Source organism: Mesorhizobium loti R88b, assembly GCF_013170845.1.
GTDB lineage: Bacteria > Pseudomonadota > Alphaproteobacteria > Rhizobiales > Rhizobiaceae > Mesorhizobium > Mesorhizobium loti_B.
Window position 1 is genome coordinate 4,313,806 of the sequence record NZ_CP033367.1, and the last position, 20,207, is coordinate 4,334,012.

A 20,207-nucleotide genomic window follows, 5' to 3' on the forward strand; every position below is an offset into this window, starting at 1 on the left:
CGCTATTTGCCGGAGCCTGCTGTTTCGGTGTCTTTCTTGGTCGCGAACGATGTCAATGCCGAGAGGAAATCGCCCAGTCCCGGGCGCTTCGCGGCGCTGAAGGGCAGGGGACGCGCCGTCTCCATCGCCGCGATGCCGATGCGCGCCGTCATCATACCGTTGACAACCCCTTCGCCAAGTTTTGCCGACAGGCGCGCCGCCAGGCCATGGCCGACGATCTGCTGGACAAAACTGTCGCCGACGGCGATCGAACCGGTAACCGCCAGATGCGCCAGCACGCTGCGCGCCAGGCGGAAGAAACCCAGCGTTCCCGGGCGTCCACCATAGAGTTCCGAGAGCCGGCGAATGAGGCGCCCAGCCTCGAACACGACATAGGCGACATCGACGAGCGCACGCGGGCTGACCGCCGTCACCAGCGAGACGCGTTTGGCGGCCTCGAGAATCACAACCTTTGCTCTGGCATCAAGGGGGCCGAGAATTTCCGCTTCGGCCAGACGCACCAGATTGCCGCCGTCGATGATTTCGCCGCGCAGTTCGGCCAGAGCACGCCGACCGGCCGCGGTTTCTGGCTTGGCCGCAACGAAGGCCGAAAGCTCGTCGACCACCGATCGCGCCGCCTTGGGGTCGTCGCGCGCGATGGCATCGAGTGCCCGCTTCTGCAGTTTTTCGACTTCGGCGAGGCGCGCGATCGCCAGGAACTCGCGGATCAGGATCACCATAAGCGCCAAAACGGCAATCGCTGCCATGCCGGCGGCCAGCCAACCCAGCCATTCAGCGCGGGCGAAGAGATCGCGGATCAGCTGGTCGGTCCACAGGCCGACAGCCAGCGAAACCAGCACGCCGATCGCGCCAAAGAAAATGCTGCTGAACAGCGAGCGTTTTCTGGGGGCGATCGCCGGCGGCGGCTCGGCCGCAACGATGTCTGGCTCGTCGAACACGTCGACCTCGGCCGGTATGACCAGCGCGACGTCCGTCTTAAGCGCCCGAGGTTTGCGCGAAAGCTCGGCTTGGCGCGCCTCTGGCGCCCCTTGTTTCGGCGCGGCTTCCGGCTCGATGCGGAATGCCGCCGGCTTGCGGGGCGCGGTCATGCCAGATGGTCTCCGATCAGGAACTGCAAGGCACGGTCGAGCCTGATATGCGGCAACGACAATGTGACGCCTTCGGCCGTGCGTTCGAGTTTTGGCGGGCGGAACCGGACGAAGCGAATTGCTGGGTCTATGGAGTCCTGCCTGTGGTCGGGTCCCGAGACGTCGAATACCGCATCAATGTTCTCCGGTAAGTCACCGGGAAATATCGCTGTTTCCGTCTTCCCGTCAAATGTTTCGCCGTTGATCTTCTCGCCGGCGATCGGCGTGCCGATGATGACCGGCAACGTCTCGCGGCCTTGCTTGACCGTGCCTTCGCGGGTGGCGCGCACTGCTGCCATGGCGACCACATCGACATCGGCGCCGGTGAAGTTTGCCCGCGCCACGGCGCGGTCGGCCAGCCGCCGCACGATCGCCTGCAGACGGTCGTGGCTCTCATGGTGCAGGTGATCGGCCTTGGTCGCGGCGACCAGGATGCGGTCGATGCGCCGCGAGAAGAGGTCGGTGAGGAAGCTGCCCCGGCCGGGACGGAAACAGCTGAGGATCTCGGTCACCGCACGCTCGAGGTCGGCCATGGCGCCGGGGCCGGCGTTCAGCGCCTGCATGGCGTCGATCAGCACGATCTGGCGGTCGAGGCGGGTGATGTGTTCACGGAAGAAGGGCTTCACGACATGCGTCTTGTAGGCCTCATAGCGCCTCTCCATCATGGCGTGCAGCGATCCCGGGCGCGGACGCCTGTCGCCGAGGCCGGCCAGCGGCGCGAAGGTCAGCGCGGGCGAGCCTTCGAGATCGCCGGGCATCAGGAAGCGGCCGGGCGGCAAGGTCGAAAGCGCCCGCTCGTCAAGCTTGCAAGCCTTGAGATAGGCAGCGAAGCTTTCGGCCAGGCGCCGTGCGGTCATCTCGTCGGCGCCGGCATTCGGGTCGATCTCGGCTGATATCGCCCGCCACGCCTGCGAAAGATCCTCGCGCACCGGCAGAGCAGCCATCTCGATGGCCTCGCGTGAAAAATCGGCGAAGGATTTGCCGAGCAGCGGCAGGTCGAGCAGCCATTCGCCGGGATAATCGACGATGTCGACCGACAGCTTGCCTGATGAGAACATGCGGCTCCAGCCAGAGGCCGATTCATATTCGATGGTCAGCCGCAGTTCCGAAATGGCGCGCGTCGAATCGGGCCAGACACGGTCATTGACCAAAGCGGCGATGTGGTCCTCGTACTGGAAGCGCGGCACAGCGTCGTCGGGCTGTTCTTCGAGGAAGGCGCGCGCGATGCGCCCGGACTTCTGCGCCTCGAACAAAGGAAGGCGCCCGCCATGGATCAGATTGTGGACGAGGGAGGAGATGAACACAGTCTTGCCGGCGCGCGAAAGCCCTGTAACGCCCAACCGCAGCGACGGAGAAAAAAGCCCCGTGGCGCGTCCCGACAGCGTATCGAGGGCAATCCTTGCCTCGTCGGTGAAGGTGGTCAGCGATGATGCCAAAATGTGATCTCTCAGGGCTTGCGTCCGCCCGATATAGGCTCTGCAACCCGGCTTTGAAATGGCTCGGGAAGCGCTATCAAAGATCAGCCGGGGTCAGGAACGCTTCGAGATAGCCCGCTTCCTGGGTCGCTTTCGCCAGATCGTCCAGGAAACGCACGACCGCCAGGCCCGAGGTCGGGAACCCGTGATTGAGCATGGCCCGCGCCGCCTCTTCGCCGTCGCCCGAGACCGCCATGGCAAGATCCTCCGTCATCGGGTTGTGGCCGATGACCAGCAGGGAACCAAGCCCGCCGTGCTCCCGGATGAGGCGGAGATAGCCCGCCGCATCTTCGCTATAAAGTGTGTCGAAAAACAAGACCTTGCCGGTGTCGGTCTGGCCGGCCAGGCCTTCTAGCGTTTCCCTGGCGCGCCTGGCGTTGGAGCACAGCGTCAGGTCCGGGACATAGCCACGCGAGCGCATGGCAGATCCCATCACCTCGGCATCGGCGCGGCCGGATGCGTCGAGCGGGCGATCGAAATCTCGCATGCCGGGCAGCGCCCAGCCGGCCTTGGCGTGCCGCAACAGATAGAGCCTGCTCACCCAACCTCCAACGCTACCGAAGCCGAAGCCACACCGCGATTAGCCATGAGAAGGGCGTTGCGCACAATGGTTCGTATTTTCCGCGCAATGAATCACGCAGGAGACGGCGTGGCAAAGGGTTGAGGTCCTTTCGCCATCGAATCAGCTGCATCTCGCGCCGACGCGGGTTGCAGGGGTGCGCTTTAACAATTGCGTGAGTCGGTGGCCGATTGCGCTTGTGCAGGCGTCGGGTGGCGAATATATAGGCCCGAAATTTGGGGCAGTTTGGGTGAGTCGAATGAACGACATCGTTACCGCCGATTACGTACCCTCCGAAGACGAGCCGTTCATGAATGAACGGCAGAAATCCTACTTCCGCCTGAAGCTCGTCACTTGGAAAAACGACATATTGCGCGAAGCGCGCGAAACTCTCGAAATCCTGCAGCAGGAAAACGCCAACCACCCCGACCTCGCCGACCGCGCCTCTTCGGAAACCGACCGCGCCATCGAGCTCAGGGCCCGCGACCGTCAGCGGAAACTCATCTCAAAGATCGATTCGGCGCTGCAGCGCATCGACGAAGGCACTTACGGCTACTGCGAGGAAACCGGTGAGCCGATCGCACTGAAGCGGCTTGATGCGCGCCCGATCGCCACCTTGTCGATCGAAGCGCAGGAACGCCACGAGCGCCGCGAAAAAGTCTATCGCGACGACTGAGCGCACAACGAAGTTGATACTAAGAATGGCCGGGTTTCCCGGCCATTTTTGTTGGTGCGTGATCCACCGCAATAGCGAGACGTACTCGAAACCTTGGCAGGTCTCGCCGGCTGTCCGGGCGGGTTCAGGCGCCAATCATCTCTTCTGGCTTGAAAGTTCGCCCAGAAGCCTGGTCATTTCATCGTCGAGCGACGGCGGCGCCTTGGCGGCCGGATTGCCCACCGGGCCACCCGAGCGGGGCTGGTCGAGCGAAATTTCAAGATCCTTCATCAGCGTATCGTCGATGCTGTCCTGCCTTGGCGGCGGCGGTGGCGCGTGCCTGACGGCATTGGCGTTGGCGGAGCCATAGGCAGGCAGCGGCGTGACATTGGTCGACTGATAGGTCTGCGCCACCGGTTTCGGTGCGGGCGCCGGGGCCGGTGGCGGCGTTGCCGGGCGTGGGCGGGCAGGCGGCGCTGCCGCGGTCATCGGCTGCGGCTGTGGTGCGGGTCGTGCCGGAGCGGGAGCCGGCTGAGGCGGCCGCGGTTTTGCCGCCGGAGCAGCAGTGGCCGGGACAGGCTGCAGGCCGCCATCTCCGGTCAGCGCCGGACGGCGCGGCGCAGCCAGGCGTATGTCGCGCTCGACGACGACGTCGGTCGGGCCACCGATCAGGAGCAGATGTTCGATGTCGTCGCGGCGCACCAGCACCAGCCGGCGGTGACTGTCGACGGCGGTGGCGTCCATGACGGCCAGCCGCGTCTTGCGGTTCCGGCCACCGGCGACAAACGTGCCGAAGGTCAGGTTGCGCACGAGCCTGATGATGACGAGCACGATGACCAGCAGGATCAGCGCCGCGAAGGTCCACAGGAGTGCTGCCGCATAACCAGGGCCCGCCACGCTATCCAGCCACTGCATTGGTTTCCCCTGATCGGTTTGGAAAGTGACGCGACACTAGACCGTTGGGACTAGCTACCGCAAGTTGCCTTCACGCATCGTGAACAGCTTGAAACACTGGGAAGGCCGGCCGGCATCATTTTTATCCGACATTTGCCGCCCGGGCCTTTTCCGGACCAGGAGAATGTGATTCAACCGGCTAAAGCGCGTCGCGCTGAAGCCGATTCATGCGACGCGCTTTAGGTCCTTGTTTTCATGCATGTCGTTTTCCCAAAATCGAAGTCATTTTTGGGCGACATGCATTAGGGGCGGGTGTCGGAACATCGGACTTCACGAGCAGGGGGCATATGGCCAAGGAAGCGCGCGGCGATTTCTATCCGGTACCGATCGTCGACCAGAATACGCGACCGGGCGCGGTCACCCGGCTGATCATCTTCATCGTCGTTCTGACGGGCGCCGCGATCGTCTTTGGCCTGTTCCGCGAGCGCCTCGGCGATCCCTTCCTGCTCGGCATGCTCGGCGTGCTGGCGATGATCGGTGTCGGCTTCCTGTTCGCGACCGCGATCGGCTTCGTACAGGTTACGCCGCGCTCGACCGGCGATGAACTGTCCAAGGCTTTCGTCGATTCTATGGGCCAAGGCCTGCTGGTCACGGACACCAAGGGCCGCGTTGTCTACGCCAACCGGGCCTATGCCGACATGACCGGAGCCTCCTCGGCCGCCGACCTCAAGACGGTCGAAGGGCTGTTGTCTGATGTCCCCGAGGCCTCGGTGACCATCTATCGGCTCGCATCCGGCCTGCGTGACGGCCAGCCGGGCGATGGCGAGTTTCGGCTGGCGCAATCGATCCGGCCCGGCGCCGAACCGGGGGCCCGCTGGTACAGGGCGCGCGCCCGTGCCTTCAGCGTTCCGGCCCAACGGCTGCCGATGCTGGCCTGGCAGCTCTCAGACATTTCGCAGGAACGGGCCGAGCAGGAGCGTTTCTTCCTCGATCTGCAGAAGGCCATCGATCACCTCGACCATGCCCCGGCCGGTTTCTTTTCCGCCGACCAGGACGGCCGCGTCACCTACATCAATGCGACGCTGGCCGAATGGCTGGGCATCGATCTCGCCTCCTTCACGCCCGGCGCGGTGACCTTGCCGGATATCGTTGCCGGTGATGGCATGGCGCTGGTGCGCTCGGTCAAGGCCGATCCCGGCACGACACGCAATGCGGTCATCGATCTCGACTTGACCACAATGACGGGGGAAGCGCTGCCGGTGCGCTTCATGCATCGCGTTTCGGCCAGCCGCGAAGGTATCGGCGGTCCGACACGCACGATCGTGCTCAACCGCACGCAAGGCGAGGACGCCTCAGCGGATCTGCGCGCTTCGGAAGTGCGCTTCACACGCTTCTTCAATTCGACGCCGATGGCGATCGCGGGTGTCGATGCCAGCGGGCGCATCCTGCGTACCAACGCGCCATTCCTGTCGCTATTTTCCTCGGTCGTCGACCGGGACGCCGTCGATCGCCGGGTGCGTCTCGATACAGTGCTTCATGAACGCGACCGACCGACCTTTGCAATTGCGTTCGAAAAGGCGAGGCAGCGGCAGGCTGACATCGAACCGATCGACACGCTGCTGCCTGGCAACGACGACCGGCACATCCGTTTCTACGTCAACGCCGTCGCCGACGGCACCGGCGGCGAGGGCGCAGAGGAATCGGCCATCGTCTATGCCGTCGAGACGACCGAGCAGAAGGCGCTCGAAGGGCAAATGGCACAAAGCCAGAAGATGCAGGCGGTCGGCCAGCTTGCCGGCGGCATCGCCCACGACTTCAACAACGTGCTGACCGCCATCATCATGGCCTCGGACTTGCTCTTGACCAATCATCGACCGTCGGATCCATCCTTCCCCGACATCATGAACATCAAGCAGAATGCCAATCGGGCGGCCTCGCTGGTGCGGCAGTTGCTGGCCTTCTCGCGCAAGCAGACCTTGCGTCCGGAAGTGCTGAACCTCACCGACGTGCTGGCCGATCTCAGGATGCTGCTCGCTCGCCTGGTCGGCAACGACATCAAGCTGAAGGTCGATCATGGCCGCGACCTGTGGCCGGTCAAGGTCGATATCGGCCAGTTCGAGCAAGTGGTGGTCAACCTGGCCGTCAACGCGCGCGATGCGATGCCGGCCGGCGGCGACATCACCGTGCGGACCCGCAATGTGACAGCCGAGGAGTGCAAGACCTTCCCTTACCGGGAGCTCACTGCTGCAGACTATGTCGTGGTCGAAGTCGAGGACACCGGCAGCGGTATCGCGCCTGACGTGCTGAAGAAGATCTTCGAGCCGTTCTTCACCACCAAGGAGGTCGGCAAGGGCACAGGCCTTGGCCTGTCCATGGTCTACGGCATCATCAAGCAGACCGGCGGTTTCATTTTCTGCGATTCCGAGGTCGGCAAAGGATCGACCTTCCGCATCTTCCTGCCGCGTCATATCGCTGAAGCGAAAAAGGCGGCCGAACCCGGTGACGCGCCGGCAGCCGTGCCGGTCAAACCGGTCGACAGCACCAAGGACCTGTCCGGGTCAGCAACGGTGCTGCTGGTCGAGGATGAGGATGCCGTGCGTATGGGCGGCATGCGGGCGCTGGTATCGCGCGGCTATACCGTGCATGAAGCGTCCTCGGGTGTCGAAGCACTGGAAGTGTTCGAAGCCCTTGGCGGCAAGGTCGATATCGTCGTTTCCGACGTGGTGATGCCGGAGATGGATGGGCCGACCCTGCTTGGCGAGCTGCGCAAGCGCCAGCCGGACATCAAGTTCGTCTTCGTATCAGGCTATGCCGAGGACGCGTTCGCCAGGAACCTGCCGGCCGATGCGCATTTCGGTTTCCTGCCGAAGCCGTTCTCGCTCAAGCAACTGGCGACGATCGTCAAGGATGTGCTGGAGTCCTAGAGCATTTCGCCGTTTCACGGAAACGGCAAAATGCTCTAACTCATTGTTTTGACGCAATTCCGGACGGAAAACCGCTTCACACTTTTCCTGGAATTACTCTAGATCAGTTCACCGTTTCACGGAAACGGCGGATTGCTCTCCAGATAATCAGGCGGCCCGCCGCTTCGGCACCATCTGCTCGTCCATGCCTGGCCGGTGGCCGCGCAGGTAGAGCGCGCAGGTAGTGCGCAGCATCGACGCGAAGTTCGGAATGGCGCCATTGATCTCGATCGCTTCGTCATAGAGCTTCGAAATGAACTTGGGCGTGGTCAAACCCTGGCTGTCCGCGATCTCGTCGAGCAGCGCCCAGAACGTGGCTTCGAGCTGGATGCTGGTCGAGTGCCCGTCGATACGGATCGACCGGTTGATCTGACGATAGCCTTCGGGATCCTGGCCCGCAAATACCCTGCACATCCGACAAACCTCCCATGCTTGTTGGTCTTGGGTGGATGGACCGCATTGCATCGCTGCAGCGCAACTCATCCCCGGTATCACTTTCCGGCAAAAAAGCCGTGACCGCAATCGGACTTTCGTCCGTATCGCATTTCGCGGAATAATTCACGCTTTTGGGCGTGGTAACCGGCTGCCACCATCTTTTCCGCGTGCCGCTCATAATCGGTTCCACACATCATTGCGGAGACTGATTTGGCGAAGGCGATTCATTCCATGATCCGGGTTCTCGAGGAGGCCCGATCCGTTGATTTTTACAGAAACGCTTTTGGGCTCGATATCGCCGACAGGCTGGACTTCGAGACCTTCACACTCATCTATCTCAGCAATGCCGAGACAGGGTTCGAGCTAGAGCTGACCGTGAACAAGGGCCGGAGCGAGCCTTACGGACTTGGCGACGGTTACGGCCATCTCGCCGTTTCGGTCGCCGACCTCGACAGTGAACACGACCGTATCGGTGCGCTCGGCCTCAACCCAAAGAAGATCGTCGAGTTTAACCGCGACGGTACGCTCATCGCCCGCTTTTTCTTCATCGAGGATCCCGACGGCTACAAGATCGAGGTCCTGCAGCGTGGAGGACGCTTCCAATAGGGGGATTATTCGGCCGTGCCCATCGGCGCGGACGCCAGCAACGGCACTCCTAGGGGTGCAAATAGCAAGCAGGGAGGAAACAAATGGTCACGATCTATGACGGGAAGCCTGGACTTTCGCGTCGTGAACTTCTCAAGCGCGGCAGCATCGGTGCGCTGCTCGTCATCTCCGGCAGCGCCGTCATCAACCCGGAACAGGCCTGGGGGCTGGAAACCTCAACGCTGAAGCCCGAGACGATGGCGACGCTGATCCAGGTGGCGCGCGATATCTACCCGCATGACCAGGTGCCGGACAAATATTACGCTATCGCCGTCAAAGGTCATGACGAGACGGCCGCCAAGGATCCCGCCCACAAGGAGCTGATCGAGAAGGGAATTGCCGAACTCGACAAAAAGGCCGGCATGGGCGGTTATCGAGGGCTCGGCTGGGAGGAGCAGCGTGTGGCGCTGCTCACCGAGATAGAGAAGACGCCTTTCTTCCAGACGGTTCGCGGCGGCCTGGTGGTCAGCCTCTACAATCAGCAGGAGGTGTGGCCGATCTTCGGCTACGAGGGCGAGTCCTACTCCAAGGGCGGCTATATCGCGCGCGGTTTCAGCGACATCGAGTGGCTCTGAGCCTCGATCGTTCCAGTAACCCGCAAACAGGAATTCATGGGAGGAAACCATGGCAGTTTCATTTGATCTGAAAAACGACGGTGTTGTCGTCATCATCGGCTCGGGCGCCGGCGGCGGCACGCTCGGCAACGAACTGGCGCAGAAAGGCATCGACGTCGTCATCCTCGAGGCCGGCGCGCGCCACGAATATGAAGACTTCATCAACGATGAGTGGGGTTCGTTCGCCCAGTTGGCCTGGACGGACAAGCGCACGACGTCCGGCGACTGGCGCGTGGCCAAGGATTTCCCGAACCTGCCGGCCTGGATCGTCAAATCGGTCGGCGGTTCGACCACGCACTGGGCCGGCGCCTCGCTGCGCTTCCAGGAGCATGAGTTCAAGACCGCGTCGACCTATGGCAAGCTGGAAGGCGCGAACCTTTTGGACTGGCCGGTCACGCTGGCCGAAATGGAGCCGTACTACGCTAAGGCGGAAGCCAAGATGGGCGTCACCGGAACCAATAACTGGCCGCGTTTGCCGGGCAACAACAACTTCAAGGTGCTGAAGGCCGGCGCCGACAAGCTCGGCTACAAGGAATGCCATACCGGCAACATGGCGATCAATTCCGTCGAGCGCGACGACCGCAATTCCTGCCAGCAGACCGGCTTCTGCTTCCAGGGCTGCAAATGGGGCGCCAAATGGTCGACGCTCTATACCGAAATCCCCAAGGGCGAAGCGACAGGCCATCTCGAAGTCCGGCCGAACGCCATGGTGATCAAGATCAACCACGATGCCTCAGGCAAGGTGACCGGTGTCGTCTACGCCGACAAGGACGGCAAGCTGCAGGAACAGAAGGCTCGCATCGTCGCCGTCGCCGGCAACTCCATCGAGAGCCCGCGCCTGCTGCTCAATTCGCAGTCGGCCAAGTTCCCGCATGGGCTCGCCAACTCGTCGGGGCAGGTGGGCAAAAACTACATGCGCCACACCACCGGTTCGGTCTATGCCATCTTCGACAAGCCGGTGCACATGTACCGCGGCACCACCATGGCCGGCATCATCCGCGACGAGGCGCGCCATGATCCATCGCGCGGTTTTGTCGGCGGCTACGAGTTCGAGACGCTGTCGCTCGGCCTGCCGTTCATGGCGGCTTTCCTCAATCCTGGCGGCTGGGGCCGATCCTTCACCACCGCGCTCGACCATTACGACCATATGGCTGGCCTGTGGATTGTCGGCGAGGACATGCCGCGCGAGGAAAACCGCATCACCTTGCACAAGGACGAGAAGGACGCTCACGGCATGCCTATTGCCGACGTGCATTTCGACGACCACCCCAACGACACGGCGATGCGCGACCATGCCTACAAGCAAGCCACAGCGCTTTACGATGCGGTTGGCGCCACACGCACCTTTCCGACGCCACCCTATCCCTCGACCCACAATCTCGGCACCAACCGGATGAGCGAGAAGGCGGAAGACGGCGTCGTCAACAAGCATGGCCAGACGCACGACATCAAGAACCTGTTCGTGTCGGACGGCAGCCAGTTCACGACGGGTGCCGCCGAAAACCCGACCCTGACCATCGTGTCGCTGGCGATCCGCCAGGCCGACTACATCGCGTCGCAAATGTCGGCAAAGACGATCTAACGCACCTCCCAAACCTCCAGGCGGAACGCGAAAAAAACGCGTTCCGCTTTTTTGTTGGAAGCCAGGTCACGACCGGCGCCCGTGCTTGCTGCTTACAGAGCCGGTGGTTGCGCCCGACAAGCATCTATTGAGCCATGCCCCTGGTGCAGGTCGAGGCGGTGAAGGCGCCGTCGGGCTGTTTCATGATGATGTCGAAGGAGGGAGGGCTCTCGCCATCCAGCGTTGCCTGGGTCATCGACAGCGCGTTGCCGCCGGCGGTGTAGCCACCGAGCGGTCCGAGCCACGAGATGACGCCGTTTGCATCCATCTGATAGTTGTAAGCCTGCAGGGCGGCCCCGAATGTGACTGGGCCGGTGTAGACATTTCCCTTGATGGTGATGTCGCCAAGGTTGAGGAACATGCCGAGCAGGTAGACTTCGCAGTGATAGGTGCCGTCTGGCATCTTGCCGTCGCTGAAGTCGGCTCGGGCGGCGCCGGTCACTGCCGCCAGAAGCGCCATGCCGAGAAAGATGTGTGAAATCAGGGATGCCATGACGTCGCCCGGTTGGAGGGGGAGCTTGCCCTATTTACGCTCTGTGCCGCAACATCCGCTGTTTGCGATTTGGCTGTTGGGATCAAAATATAGGCACGTGTCCGATTTGGGCGAAAATTAGGCAATTGCCTTTTTGCGCTGCGCAAATTTCCCTCAACCAATTGTTAACCGGCTTTCTTACATTTATACAAACTAATATAACAACCGATTGAGAACATTAGGATATTTTTCTTTTCACAATATCGCCCGAGCAGTTGGCATGGGGGTTGCATTGTATTGTTGCGGTGCAATCAACCAGCTTGGGAGTCTTCGGTATGAGGGGTAGTTTCTCTACAATAACAAAAATGTTTTCGGCAAGCGTGGTCGCCGCCGGCCTGCTGATGTCCGCACCCGCCAGGGCGGCCGAGGACACGATCAAGGTTGGCATTCTCCATTCGCTGTCGGGGACCATGGCGATTTCGGAGACGACGCTGAAGGACGCCATGCTGATGCTTATCGAGCAGCAGAACGCCAAGGGCGGCCTGCTCGGCAAGAAGCTGGAGGCCGTCGTCGTCGATCCGGCTTCCAACTGGCCGCTGTTCGCCGAAAAGGCGCGCGAGCTGATTTCGAAGGACAAGGTGGCGGCAGTGTTCGGCTGCTGGACCTCGGTGTCGCGCAAATCGGTGCTGCCGGTGTTCTCCGAACTCGACAACATCCTGTTCTATCCCGTCCAGTATGAGGGCGAGGAAAGCGAACGCAACGTGTTCTACACGGGTGCCGCTCCGAACCAGCAGGCTATCCCTGCCGTCGACTATCTGATGAGCAAGGACGGCGGCTCGGTGAAGCGTTGGGTGCTGGAAGGCACCGACTATGTCTATCCACGCACCACCAACAAGATTCTCGAAGCCTATCTGAAGTCGAAGGGGGTTCCCGCTGAAGACATCATGACCAACTACACGCCGTTCGGCTTCTCCGACTGGCAGACCGAAGTTTCGGCGATCAAGAAGTTCGGTTCGGCCGGCAAGAAGACCGCCGTCGTCTCGACCGTCAACGGTGATGCCAACGTGCCGTTCTACAAGGAACTCGGCAACCAGGGCATCAAGGCTGAGGACATCCCGGTCATGGCCTTCTCCGTTGGCGAGGAAGAGCTCGCCGGTCTCGACACCAAGCCGCTGGTCGGCCATCTCGCCGCCTGGAACTATTTCGAGAGCGTCAATACGCCCGAGAACAAGAAGTTCATCTCCGACTGGCACAAGTTCATCAAGAACAACAAGCGCACCACCAACGACCCGATGGAAGCCCACTATATCGGCTTCAACATGTGGGTGAAGGCGGTTGAAAAGGCCGGGACCACCGATCCGGACAAGGTCATCGATGCCATGATCGGCGTTTCGGTGCCGAACCTGACCGGCGGCTATGCGACGATGATGCCGAACCACCACATCACCAAGCCGGTGCTGATCGGTGAAATCCAGGCCAACGGCCAGTTCCAGACGGTCTCGAAGACGCCGGGCCTGGTGATGGGCGACGAATGGTCCGACTACCTGCCCGATTCCAAGGACCTGATTTCCGATTGGCGCGCGCCGCTCAGCTGCGGCAACTTCAACGTCAAAACCGGCAAGTGCGGCGGCAAGGGCACCAACTGATCCTCCCAGGGCTGGACCTTGAGGTCCATGCCCAAGACCGCGTGCGTCCGGACGGTTTCCTCCACCGTCCGGACGCCCATCTCAACCTTCAAGGGTCACCAAAAACCGATGAAGATTTTCCATGCGATGGGCCTGACGCTCTTGTTCCTGCTGGCGACGCTGTCGTCTTCGGGCGCTGCGGAAGCCGATCTGCGTGCCATCATCGCCAAATTCGCGACAGTGACGGACTTTTCCGAGACGGGCGCTGTCGTTCAAGAGTTGACAGCCACTGGCGATCCGGCCGTCGAACGGCCGCTTGCTGCATTGGCGGACGGCAATCTTTACATTCGCACGGCCGACTCGATGGTGTTTGTCGGCAAGGAAGGCGACGAAAACGTCCAGCTTTTTGACCCGCTGAGCGGCGAGGCAGCGGGCGAGGCTTCCGCGGATGACTTAACCCAGATCGGCGTCAACAACACCTTGCGCCGCAACATCCGCGATGCATTGGGCACGTTGACGCTTGGTTCCAAGGATCCGACTGTCCGCATCGCCGCCGCCGACACCATGTTCAAGACACCGGACGCCGCCAATATCGGGCCGCTCGACGCAGCGATCGCCAGTGAAACCGTGGCGAGCGTCAAGGCTCTCCTGGAACAGGCGCGTGCCGCTTCCGTGCTGGTTTCGGACAAGCCAGAAGCAGACAAGCTCGCCGCGATCGCCCTGATCGGTGCGCGTGGCGACCGTGACGCGGTGTCGCTGCTCACCTCCGTCGAGGCCAACGCCTCTGGAGCGGTCAAGGAAGCGGCGACGGCCGCAATCGCGAGCATCAATTCGACGCTGGCTTTCTGGGATGCCGGCCAGAACATCTGGTACGGCATTTCGTTGGGCTCGGTCCTGCTGCTGGCGGCAATCGGCCTTGCCATCACCTTTGGCGTCATGGGCGTCATCAACATGGCGCATGGCGAGATGGTCATGCTCGGCGCCTACACGACCTTCGTCGTCCAGCAGGTGATCCGCACCTCTTATCCTGGCCTGTTCGACTGGTCACTGGTCATCGCTCTGCCGCTCGCCTTCCTGGTCGCCGCACTTGTCGGCCTCGTCATCGAACGTGGCGTCATCCGCTTCCTCTATGGGCGGCCGCTGGAGACGCTGCTGGCGACCTGGGGTGTCTCGCTGATCCTGCAGCAAGCGGTGCGCTCGATCTTCGGTCCGACCAACCAGGAAGTCGGCAACCCGTCGTGGATGTCGGGCTCGTTCAATGTCGGCCAGCTTGCTGTTACCTGGAACCGTCTGTGGATCCTGGTTTTCGCGCTCACGGTCTTTGGCGTGTTGCTCTACGTGATGAAACGCACGCCCTGGGGCCTGCAGATGCGTGCCGTCACCGCCAACCGGCGCATGGCCGCCTCGATGGGCATCAAGACGCCATGGGTCGATGCGCTTACATTTGCGCTCGGATCCGGCATTGCAGGCATCGCAGGTGTGGCGCTCAGCCAGATCGACAACGTCTCGCCCAATCTCGGCCGCGGCTACATCATCGACAGTTTCATGGTCGTCGTCTTCGGCGGCGTCGGCAACCTCTGGGGCACGCTGGTCGGCGCCTTTTCGCTCGGTATCGTCAACAAGGTGCTCGAGCCCTATGCCGGCGCCGTGCTCGGCAAGATCGTCGTGCTGGTGCTGATCATCCTGTTCATCCAGAAGCGCCCGCGCGGCCTCTTCGCGCTCAAGGGCAGGGCGGTGGAAGCATGATCACGGGACGCTTCTTCGCCGCCGGCGCGGACCGCCGCATCGCCATCACCATCTTCCTCCTGCTGGCAGTGGCGATCATCGTGCCGGTGCTCAACCTGGCGGTTGCGCCGACCAGCACCTTCTACATCCCGTCCTATATCGTGGCGCTGACCGGCAAATATCTCTGCTACGCGCTGCTTGCCTTGGCGCTCGATCTTGTCTGGGGCTATTGCGGCATCCTCTCGCTCGGCCATGGCGCCTTCTTCGCGCTCGGCGGCTATGCGATGGGCATGTATCTGATGCGCCAGATCGGCTCGCGCGGCGTCTATGGCAATCCGATCCTGCCTGATTTCATGGTTTTCCTGAACTACAAGGAACTGCCCTGGTTCTGGACCGGGTTCGACCATTTCTGGTTCGCCGCGATCATGGTGCTCGCGGTGCCCGGCCTGCTCGCTTTCGTCTTCGGCTGGTTCGCTTTCCGCAGCCGCGTCACCGGCGTCTATCTCTCGATCATCACCCAGGCGATGACCTATGCGCTGCTGCTGGCCTTCTTCCGCAACGACATGGGGTTCGGGGGCAATAACGGCCTGACCGATTTCAAGGATATTCTGGGCTTCAACGTGCAGGCTGACGCAACTCGCTCGGCCCTTTTCGCCGCAAGCGCTGTGATGCTCGCATTTGCCGTGTTCGTCACATGGGCGATCGTCGGTTCCAAATACGGCAAGCTGTTGATGGCGGTTCGCGACGCCGAGAGCCGCACGCGTTTCCTCGGCTGGCGCGCGGAGAACGTGAAATTGTTTGCCTTCACCGTGTCGGCCGTCATGGCCGGCATTGCCGGCGCGCTCTACGTGCCGCAGGTCGGCATCATCAATCCTGGCGAGTTCGAACCGTCCAATTCGATAGAGGTGGTGATCTGGGCTGCCGTAGGCGGGCGCGGCACCATTGTCGGGCCGATCATCGGCGCTCTGCTCGTCAATGCCGGCAAATCCTGGTTCACCGGCTTGCTCCCTGAACTATGGCTTTTTGCGCTCGGCGGCCTATTCGTCGCCGTCACGCTGTTCTTGCCGAAGGGCGTTATCGGCATGTGGGATTCCTGGCGCGGCAATGCCAAGGCGTTGCGCGCGGCATCCGTCGCTGAAGAAGCCGGCACCGAGGTTGGAGCGGCGCACGCGACCTCGAAGCCCGCGCGCTCGCCGGCGAGAAATCCAGGCGAATGGTCCTGGTCCGACCCTGAACCGCAGGCGGCGGAGTAAGCGACCATGAGCAAGTCGAATACCATCCTCTATCTCGACGGCGTCTCGGTCTCCTTCGACGGCTTTCGCGCGATCAACAATCTGTCGCTGGTGCTCGACAAGGGCGAGATGCGCGCCATCATCGGCCCCAACGGCGCCGGTAAGACGACGATGATGGACATCGTTACCGGCAAGACCCGGCCGGACCAGGGCGAGGTGTTCTTCGACGGCCAGATCGATCTCACCAAGCATGATGAGGCCGAGATCGCCATGATGGGCATCGGCCGCAAGTTCCAGAAGCCGACGGTCTTCGAAAGCCACACGATCGAGGAAAACCTGATGCTGGCGCTCAAGGGACCGCGTTCGATCTTCCCGGCGCTGTTCCACCGCCGCTCGGCCGCCGAAGCGCGGCAGATCGACGATATTCTCGGCATCATAAGGCTCGGCGGCAAGCGTTACGATCTGGCGGCCAATCTCAGCCACGGCCAAAAACAGTGGCTCGAAATCGGCATGCTGCTCGCGCAGGACCCGAAGCTGCTTCTGGTCGACGAGCCGGTGGCCGGCATGACCGATGCCGAGACGGAGGAGACCGCGCGGCTGCTCAAGGACATCGCGCGCGACCATTCGGTCATCGTCGTCGAGCACGACATGCATTTCGTGCGCGAACTCGGCGTCAAGGTCACCTGCCTGCATGAGGGCTCGGTGCTCTCCGAAGGCACACTCGATTTCGTGTCGGCCGACGAGCGCGTCGTCGAAGTCTATCTGGGGAGATGAGCATGATGTGGCGTGTGCAATTCCATCGCTTCGATCTGTCTTTCCTCCGCTTCTGGAAAAGGCGCTGACATGCTCGAAGTTTCCAACGCCACGCTCCACTACGGTGCGGCTCAGGCGCTGCGCGGCGTGTCGCTGAAGGCGGGCGCGGGCAAGATCACCTGCGTGCTAGGCCGCAACGGCGTCGGCAAGACCAGTTTGATGAGATCGATCGTCGGCCACCACCGGCTGACGAGCGGAAGCGTTGCCTTCGAGGGGAAGGCGCTCGACCGGAGCGCGGCGTATGATCGCGCCCGGTCGGGCATCGCATTCGTGCCGCAGGGCAGGGAGATCTTTCCCCTGCTCACGGTGCGCGAAAACCTCGAGTCGGGCTTTGCGCCGTTGAAGCGTGCCGACCGCAACGTGCCGGCGCATGTCTTCGAGCTGTTTCCGGTGCTGAAGCAGATGCTTGGTCGCCGCGGCGGCGATCTCTCCGGCGGCCAGCAGCAGCAACTGGCGATCGGCAGGGCGCTGGTGATGCGGCCGAAACTTTTGGTGCTGGATGAGCCGACGGAAGGCATCCAGCCGTCGATCATCAAGGATATCGGCCGGGCGATCCGCTATTTGCGCGACCAGGCCGGTATTGCCGTGCTGTTGGTCGAACAATATCTGGACTTCTGCCGTGAGCTGGCCGACGAGGTCAACATCATGGACCGTGGCCAGATCGTCCACACCGGGCCAGCGGAAGATTTAGACCGCGCTGATGTTCGCAAGTTCCTTACTGTCTAGAATCGGCGCTGGACTTCCGACGGCGGTCCGAGGCCCTTGGCAAGTCCAATATTTCTTCCATCCGTCATATGCGTCTCTGGCATGCGCAATATCGCGTGCTAGTCTTTTCTTGGCTTTGTGAGTCGGCCGCTTCCGTATCAGTCTGGTTTATCGCAGATCGAGGCGCGGCCTGGGCAAGTTTCACGCAAGCAAGGCTTCCTAGCTTCCCTCCTGCGATCTCTGTCGTTCAACGCGTTTGAGCACACAGGCTAAGGGACAGCCATGGAACGTTACGTCGAAGACTACCAGAAGCGGCGGCTTACAGAACGCGTCGACATCATCGCCGCCATCAACATCTTGAGGTCGCAGGGCTGCGATTACGATGATCTGATAGATGAGATCACCAAGGTGTTTTATGTCGACCTTGATGCCTTCAACGAGATCGTCATGGCGGCATAAGAGCCGCTATCCAACAATCACTTGCACGGTATCGATACGCGCGGTCAGCCAGCGCGTCGGAATGGAGAGGCGGTGACGCGGTTGCGGCCGCCGCGCTTGGCGTCGTAGAGCGCCTTGTCGGCGGCGCTGAGCACCTTGTCGAAGCTGAGGCCCTCTTTGCTGCCAAACGCAAACCCGGCGCTGACCGTGCATGTCAGGGAGCCGGTTTCGGTCTCTATCAGGCGCGTTGCGAAAGCGGTCCGGATGCGTTCTGCTGCTTCCTCAACCGTTTGCGGCAGGGTGCGCTTCAACACCAGTGCGAATTCCTCGCCGCCCATGCGCGCGGCAACGTCGGTCTGGCGAAGATTGCCGGCAAGCTCGCCAGCAAACACCTTCAGCACCTCGTCGCCGGCCGCGTGGCCGAATTCGTCGTTGATGGCCTTGAAATTGTCGAGGTCGAAGACGACCACCGCGGTGAAGGCACCGACCGGCACACTGCCATGCATGTCGAACAACGCGCGCCGGTTGAGCAGGCCGGTCAGGGGATCGGTCAAGGCGTTGCGGCGGTGGTGCCTGGCCAGGCGCCCCTGGTTGAGGGCAAGCGACAGGGCGCCAATACCCGTCATGCTGGCGATAACCACGATGAGGCTGAGCTCCTCTGCCCAGTTGCTTGGTGCATGGCCGAGGATCAGTTTTCCATCCCAGGCAAGAACCATGGCGCAGAGCGCGAAAGAGGTGGCCGTGGCCGAATAGAGCGCGGTGATGCCGATCGTCAGGGCAGGAGCTTCGTCGCGGCCTCTCCAGTATTCGAGCGCCGTCGCGAACAGGAGCAAGGCAGCGAACATGTTCTCGAACATGAAGCCGAGGCCATCATAGCCCAAAGCCATGGCAGGCAGCGCCACCGCCAGCGAAACGCAGCCCAGCATCGCCCGCGGCAGCGGCGAGCCGCCGGTTCGGAACTGGTAGGCCGCACCCAGCATGGTCGAGAAACCGAGCAGCAACAAAGCAAGCGTGGCTATGCCGAGCAGGCGCCCCGGCATGTCGATATAGGCGTCATAGACAAAGATATCGCCGACCACGAACACCAGGCTGATCGCCCATGTCAGCAGGAATTTTTCCGAGCGGGCGGTCAGCCACATGCCGAACAATGTCAGGCTGAGGCAAGCGGCGGAGAAACCGACAGCCAGCAGAAGTGAAGTGTAGTCGAGCGACATGCCCCTCTTTCCCTGCCGGCGGCGGCTCCAGCTCTGCGGCTTGGCGTCGCCTTATTCATGCAGGAAGGAAGTGTCGATAAGGTTACGATGGTAGCGAAGATGCCACGAATAGAGCCTCTGCTACGCGTATAACGCGTACGCGTCTCGCGCATAGCGTGTGGCCAGATCCAGCGGTGCTCGTCAGCCGGCCACGCGTTTCATCAGCGCCATGGCGCCAAGCGGCGCGCGTACTTTGCCCTCGGTGATGAAGTAGACGAACACGTCGCGTGGCTGCACCGGTGCGTCGGTGGCTGGATCGGCGCGCCGCAGATCGGCTGGCTGCTTGCCTTCCGCCCAGATTTTCACACGCGCCGCCCATTCATCGAGACCCTTCGGCGTGTAGCAATCGGGATTGTCGTCCGAGCCGGTCTGCAGCCGCGCGTAGATGAAATCGCCGGTGATGTCGGCGATATCGGGATATTTGGCATGGTCGGCATAGACGATCGCCGCCTTGTATTTACGGGCAAGCGCTGCGAACTCCGGCACGATGAAACTGTCGTTGCGCACTTCCAGCGCGTGGCGCAGGGCGACGCCATCCTGTTTTTCCGGCAGCAGTTTCAAAAAAGCTTCGAAATCGTCTGGATCGAATTTCTTGGTCGGCGCGAACTGCCACAGGATCGGCCCGAGCTTGTCGCCGAGCGCGGCAACGCCGGAGCCGAGGAACCGCATCATCGATTCACCGGCTTCGCCCAGCACGCGCCGGTTGGTGACGAAGCGATTGCCCTTCAGCGCATAGACGAAACCGTCCGGCGACTCAGCTGCCCATTTGACGAAGGTCGGCTCCTTGAAGCTGGAATAATAGGTGCCGTTGACCTCAATGCTTGGCACCTGCCGGCTGGCATATTGCAGCTGCTTGGCCTTCGAAAGCTTGTCCGGATAGAACGATGTGTCCCAGGGCTCGAAGGTCCAGCCACCCATGCCAGAGCGGATTGTTCCCGATTTGCTCATTGTCGTCC

The 20,207-nt window shown here is 61.9% G+C and carries 19 protein-coding genes; 11 read left to right on the forward strand and 8 right to left on the reverse strand.

What is annotated here, in order from left to right; translation table 11 throughout:
- Positions 1–2: 2 nt before the first annotated feature.
- The 3 genes from EB235_RS20965 to EB235_RS20975 all read right to left on the reverse strand — a co-directional run bounded on the left by EB235_RS20965 (position 3) and on the right by EB235_RS20975 (position 3,143).
- Entirely contained in the window at positions 3–1,088 is a 1,086-nt protein-coding gene (locus tag EB235_RS20965) for a YcjF family protein (protein WP_027029129.1), read from the reverse strand.
- A complete protein-coding gene (locus EB235_RS20970; RefSeq protein ID WP_027029128.1) occupies positions 1,085–2,563 on the reverse strand; it encodes a YcjX family protein in 1,479 nt (492 codons plus the stop codon). Before EB235_RS20970 ends, EB235_RS20965 begins: the two co-directional genes overlap by 4 nt.
- 76 nt (positions 2,564–2,639) lie before the next feature.
- On the reverse strand, positions 2,640–3,143 hold the full coding sequence (locus tag EB235_RS20975; RefSeq protein WP_027029127.1) for a SixA phosphatase family protein: 504 nt from the start codon (positions 3,141–3,143) through the stop codon (positions 2,640–2,642).
- Positions 3,144–3,420: 277 nt separating this feature from the next.
- Between EB235_RS20975 and dksA the strand changes: the two genes are divergently transcribed.
- Positions 3,421–3,837: an RNA polymerase-binding protein DksA gene (dksA, locus tag EB235_RS20980; protein ID WP_006202025.1), complete on the forward strand. Its 417-nt coding sequence runs from the start codon at positions 3,421–3,423 to the stop codon at positions 3,835–3,837.
- A 135-nt stretch (positions 3,838–3,972) separates the two neighbouring features.
- Here dksA and EB235_RS20985 read toward each other — a convergent pair whose 3' ends face one another.
- A complete protein-coding gene (locus EB235_RS20985; RefSeq protein ID WP_027029126.1) occupies positions 3,973–4,731 on the reverse strand; it encodes a flagellar biosynthetic protein FliO in 759 nt (252 codons plus the stop codon).
- 326 nt (positions 4,732–5,057) lie between these two features.
- On the opposite strand from EB235_RS20985, the gene cckA reads away from it, so the two are divergent.
- A complete protein-coding gene (gene cckA / locus EB235_RS20990; RefSeq protein WP_027029125.1) occupies positions 5,058–7,634 on the forward strand; it encodes a cell cycle histidine kinase CckA in 2,577 nt (858 codons plus the stop codon).
- Positions 7,635–7,781: 147 nt separating this feature from the next.
- On the opposite strand, the gene EB235_RS20995 is transcribed toward cckA, so the two are convergent.
- Positions 7,782–8,087 carry a ribbon-helix-helix domain-containing protein gene (locus tag EB235_RS20995; protein ID WP_027029124.1) on the reverse strand — a complete coding sequence of 102 codons (306 nt, stop codon included), beginning with the start codon at positions 8,085–8,087 and terminating at the stop codon, positions 7,782–7,784.
- 231 nt (positions 8,088–8,318) lie between these two features.
- On the opposite strand from EB235_RS20995, the gene EB235_RS21000 reads away from it, so the two are divergent.
- The 3 genes from EB235_RS21000 (at position 8,319) to EB235_RS21010 (ending at position 10,949) form a co-directional block, all read left to right on the forward strand.
- Entirely contained in the window at positions 8,319–8,714 is a 396-nt protein-coding gene (locus EB235_RS21000; protein WP_027029123.1) for a VOC family protein, read from the forward strand.
- A gap of 83 nt (positions 8,715–8,797) precedes the next feature.
- Positions 8,798–9,328, forward strand: a complete 531-nt coding sequence (locus EB235_RS21005) for a hypothetical protein (protein ID WP_027029122.1) — start codon at positions 8,798–8,800, stop codon at positions 9,326–9,328.
- 49 nt (positions 9,329–9,377) lie between these two features.
- Positions 9,378–10,949 carry a GMC family oxidoreductase gene (locus EB235_RS21010; RefSeq protein ID WP_027029121.1) on the forward strand — a complete coding sequence of 524 codons (1,572 nt, stop codon included), beginning with the start codon at positions 9,378–9,380 and terminating at the stop codon, positions 10,947–10,949.
- A 124-nt stretch (positions 10,950–11,073) separates the two neighbouring features.
- On the opposite strand, the gene EB235_RS21015 is transcribed toward EB235_RS21010, so the two are convergent.
- The gene (locus tag EB235_RS21015; RefSeq protein ID WP_027029120.1) at positions 11,074–11,481 is read right to left on the reverse strand and encodes a hypothetical protein; all 408 of its coding nucleotides are present in this window, start codon (positions 11,479–11,481) and stop codon (positions 11,074–11,076) included.
- Positions 11,482–11,825: 344 nt separating this feature from the next.
- Here EB235_RS21015 and urtA point away from each other — a divergent pair, with 344 nt between their 5' ends.
- From urtA to EB235_RS21045, 6 genes are all read left to right on the forward strand, one after another.
- A complete protein-coding gene (urtA, locus tag EB235_RS21020; RefSeq protein ID WP_245268748.1) occupies positions 11,826–13,106 on the forward strand; it encodes an urea ABC transporter substrate-binding protein in 1,281 nt (426 codons plus the stop codon).
- Positions 13,107–13,214: 108 nt separating this feature from the next.
- Positions 13,215–14,831 (forward strand): urea ABC transporter permease subunit UrtB, encoded by a 1,617-nt coding sequence (gene urtB, locus EB235_RS21025; RefSeq protein WP_027029118.1) that lies wholly within the window; start codon positions 13,215–13,217, stop codon positions 14,829–14,831.
- On the forward strand, positions 14,828–16,063 hold the full coding sequence (gene urtC / locus EB235_RS21030) for an urea ABC transporter permease subunit UrtC (RefSeq protein WP_027029117.1): 1,236 nt from the start codon (positions 14,828–14,830) through the stop codon (positions 16,061–16,063). The genes urtB and urtC overlap by 4 nt, the downstream gene beginning before the upstream one ends.
- 6 nt (positions 16,064–16,069) lie before the next feature.
- Positions 16,070–16,816, forward strand: coding sequence for an urea ABC transporter ATP-binding protein UrtD (gene urtD, locus EB235_RS21035; RefSeq protein ID WP_027029116.1), 747 nt, complete (start codon positions 16,070–16,072; stop codon positions 16,814–16,816).
- A gap of 69 nt (positions 16,817–16,885) precedes the next feature.
- Positions 16,886–17,581, forward strand: a complete 696-nt coding sequence (urtE, locus tag EB235_RS21040; protein ID WP_013895283.1) for an urea ABC transporter ATP-binding subunit UrtE — start codon at positions 16,886–16,888, stop codon at positions 17,579–17,581.
- A 261-nt stretch (positions 17,582–17,842) separates the two neighbouring features.
- Positions 17,843–18,019: a hypothetical protein gene (locus tag EB235_RS21045; protein WP_080680721.1), complete on the forward strand. Its 177-nt coding sequence runs from the start codon at positions 17,843–17,845 to the stop codon at positions 18,017–18,019.
- Between the two features lie 44 nt (positions 18,020–18,063).
- Here EB235_RS21045 and EB235_RS21050 read toward each other — a convergent pair whose 3' ends face one another.
- Positions 18,064–19,212 carry a GGDEF domain-containing protein gene (locus EB235_RS21050; protein ID WP_027029115.1) on the reverse strand — a complete coding sequence of 383 codons (1,149 nt, stop codon included), beginning with the start codon at positions 19,210–19,212 and terminating at the stop codon, positions 18,064–18,066.
- A gap of 180 nt (positions 19,213–19,392) precedes the next feature.
- The gene (locus tag EB235_RS21055; RefSeq protein WP_027029114.1) at positions 19,393–20,199 is read right to left on the reverse strand and encodes a DUF72 domain-containing protein; all 807 of its coding nucleotides are present in this window, start codon (positions 20,197–20,199) and stop codon (positions 19,393–19,395) included.
- Positions 20,200–20,207 lie beyond the last annotated feature (8 nt).

Bases quoted from the DNA above. Each gene is read 5' to 3' on its own strand.
- urtD (WP_027029116.1), top strand. From the start codon at position 16,070: ATGAGCAAGTCGAATACCATCCTCTATCTCGACGGCGTCTCGGTCTCC.
- EB235_RS20995 (WP_027029124.1), bottom strand. From the start codon at position 8,087: ATGTGCAGGGTATTTGCGGGCCAGGATCCCGAAGGCTATCGTCAGATC.
- EB235_RS20965 (WP_027029129.1), bottom strand. From the start codon at position 1,088: ATGACCGCGCCCCGCAAGCCGGCGGCATTCCGCATCGAGCCGGAAGCC.
- dksA (WP_006202025.1), top strand. From the start codon at position 3,421: ATGAACGACATCGTTACCGCCGATTACGTACCCTCCGAAGACGAGCCG.
- EB235_RS21050 (WP_027029115.1), bottom strand. From the start codon at position 19,212: ATGTCGCTCGACTACACTTCACTTCTGCTGGCTGTCGGTTTCTCCGCC.
- cckA (WP_027029125.1), top strand. From the start codon at position 5,058: ATGGCCAAGGAAGCGCGCGGCGATTTCTATCCGGTACCGATCGTCGAC.
- EB235_RS21010 (WP_027029121.1), top strand. From the start codon at position 9,378: ATGGCAGTTTCATTTGATCTGAAAAACGACGGTGTTGTCGTCATCATC.
- urtC (WP_027029117.1), top strand. From the start codon at position 14,828: ATGATCACGGGACGCTTCTTCGCCGCCGGCGCGGACCGCCGCATCGCC.
- urtB (WP_027029118.1), top strand. From the start codon at position 13,215: ATGAAGATTTTCCATGCGATGGGCCTGACGCTCTTGTTCCTGCTGGCG.
- EB235_RS21055 (WP_027029114.1), bottom strand. From the start codon at position 20,199: ATGAGCAAATCGGGAACAATCCGCTCTGGCATGGGTGGCTGGACCTTC.
- EB235_RS21015 (WP_027029120.1), bottom strand. From the start codon at position 11,481: ATGGCATCCCTGATTTCACACATCTTTCTCGGCATGGCGCTTCTGGCG.
- EB235_RS20985 (WP_027029126.1), bottom strand. From the start codon at position 4,731: ATGCAGTGGCTGGATAGCGTGGCGGGCCCTGGTTATGCGGCAGCACTC.
- EB235_RS21005 (WP_027029122.1), top strand. From the start codon at position 8,798: ATGGTCACGATCTATGACGGGAAGCCTGGACTTTCGCGTCGTGAACTT.
- urtE (WP_013895283.1), top strand. From the start codon at position 16,886: ATGCTCGAAGTTTCCAACGCCACGCTCCACTACGGTGCGGCTCAGGCG.
- urtA (WP_245268748.1), top strand. From the start codon at position 11,826: ATGTTTTCGGCAAGCGTGGTCGCCGCCGGCCTGCTGATGTCCGCACCC.
- EB235_RS21045 (WP_080680721.1), top strand. From the start codon at position 17,843: ATGGAACGTTACGTCGAAGACTACCAGAAGCGGCGGCTTACAGAACGC.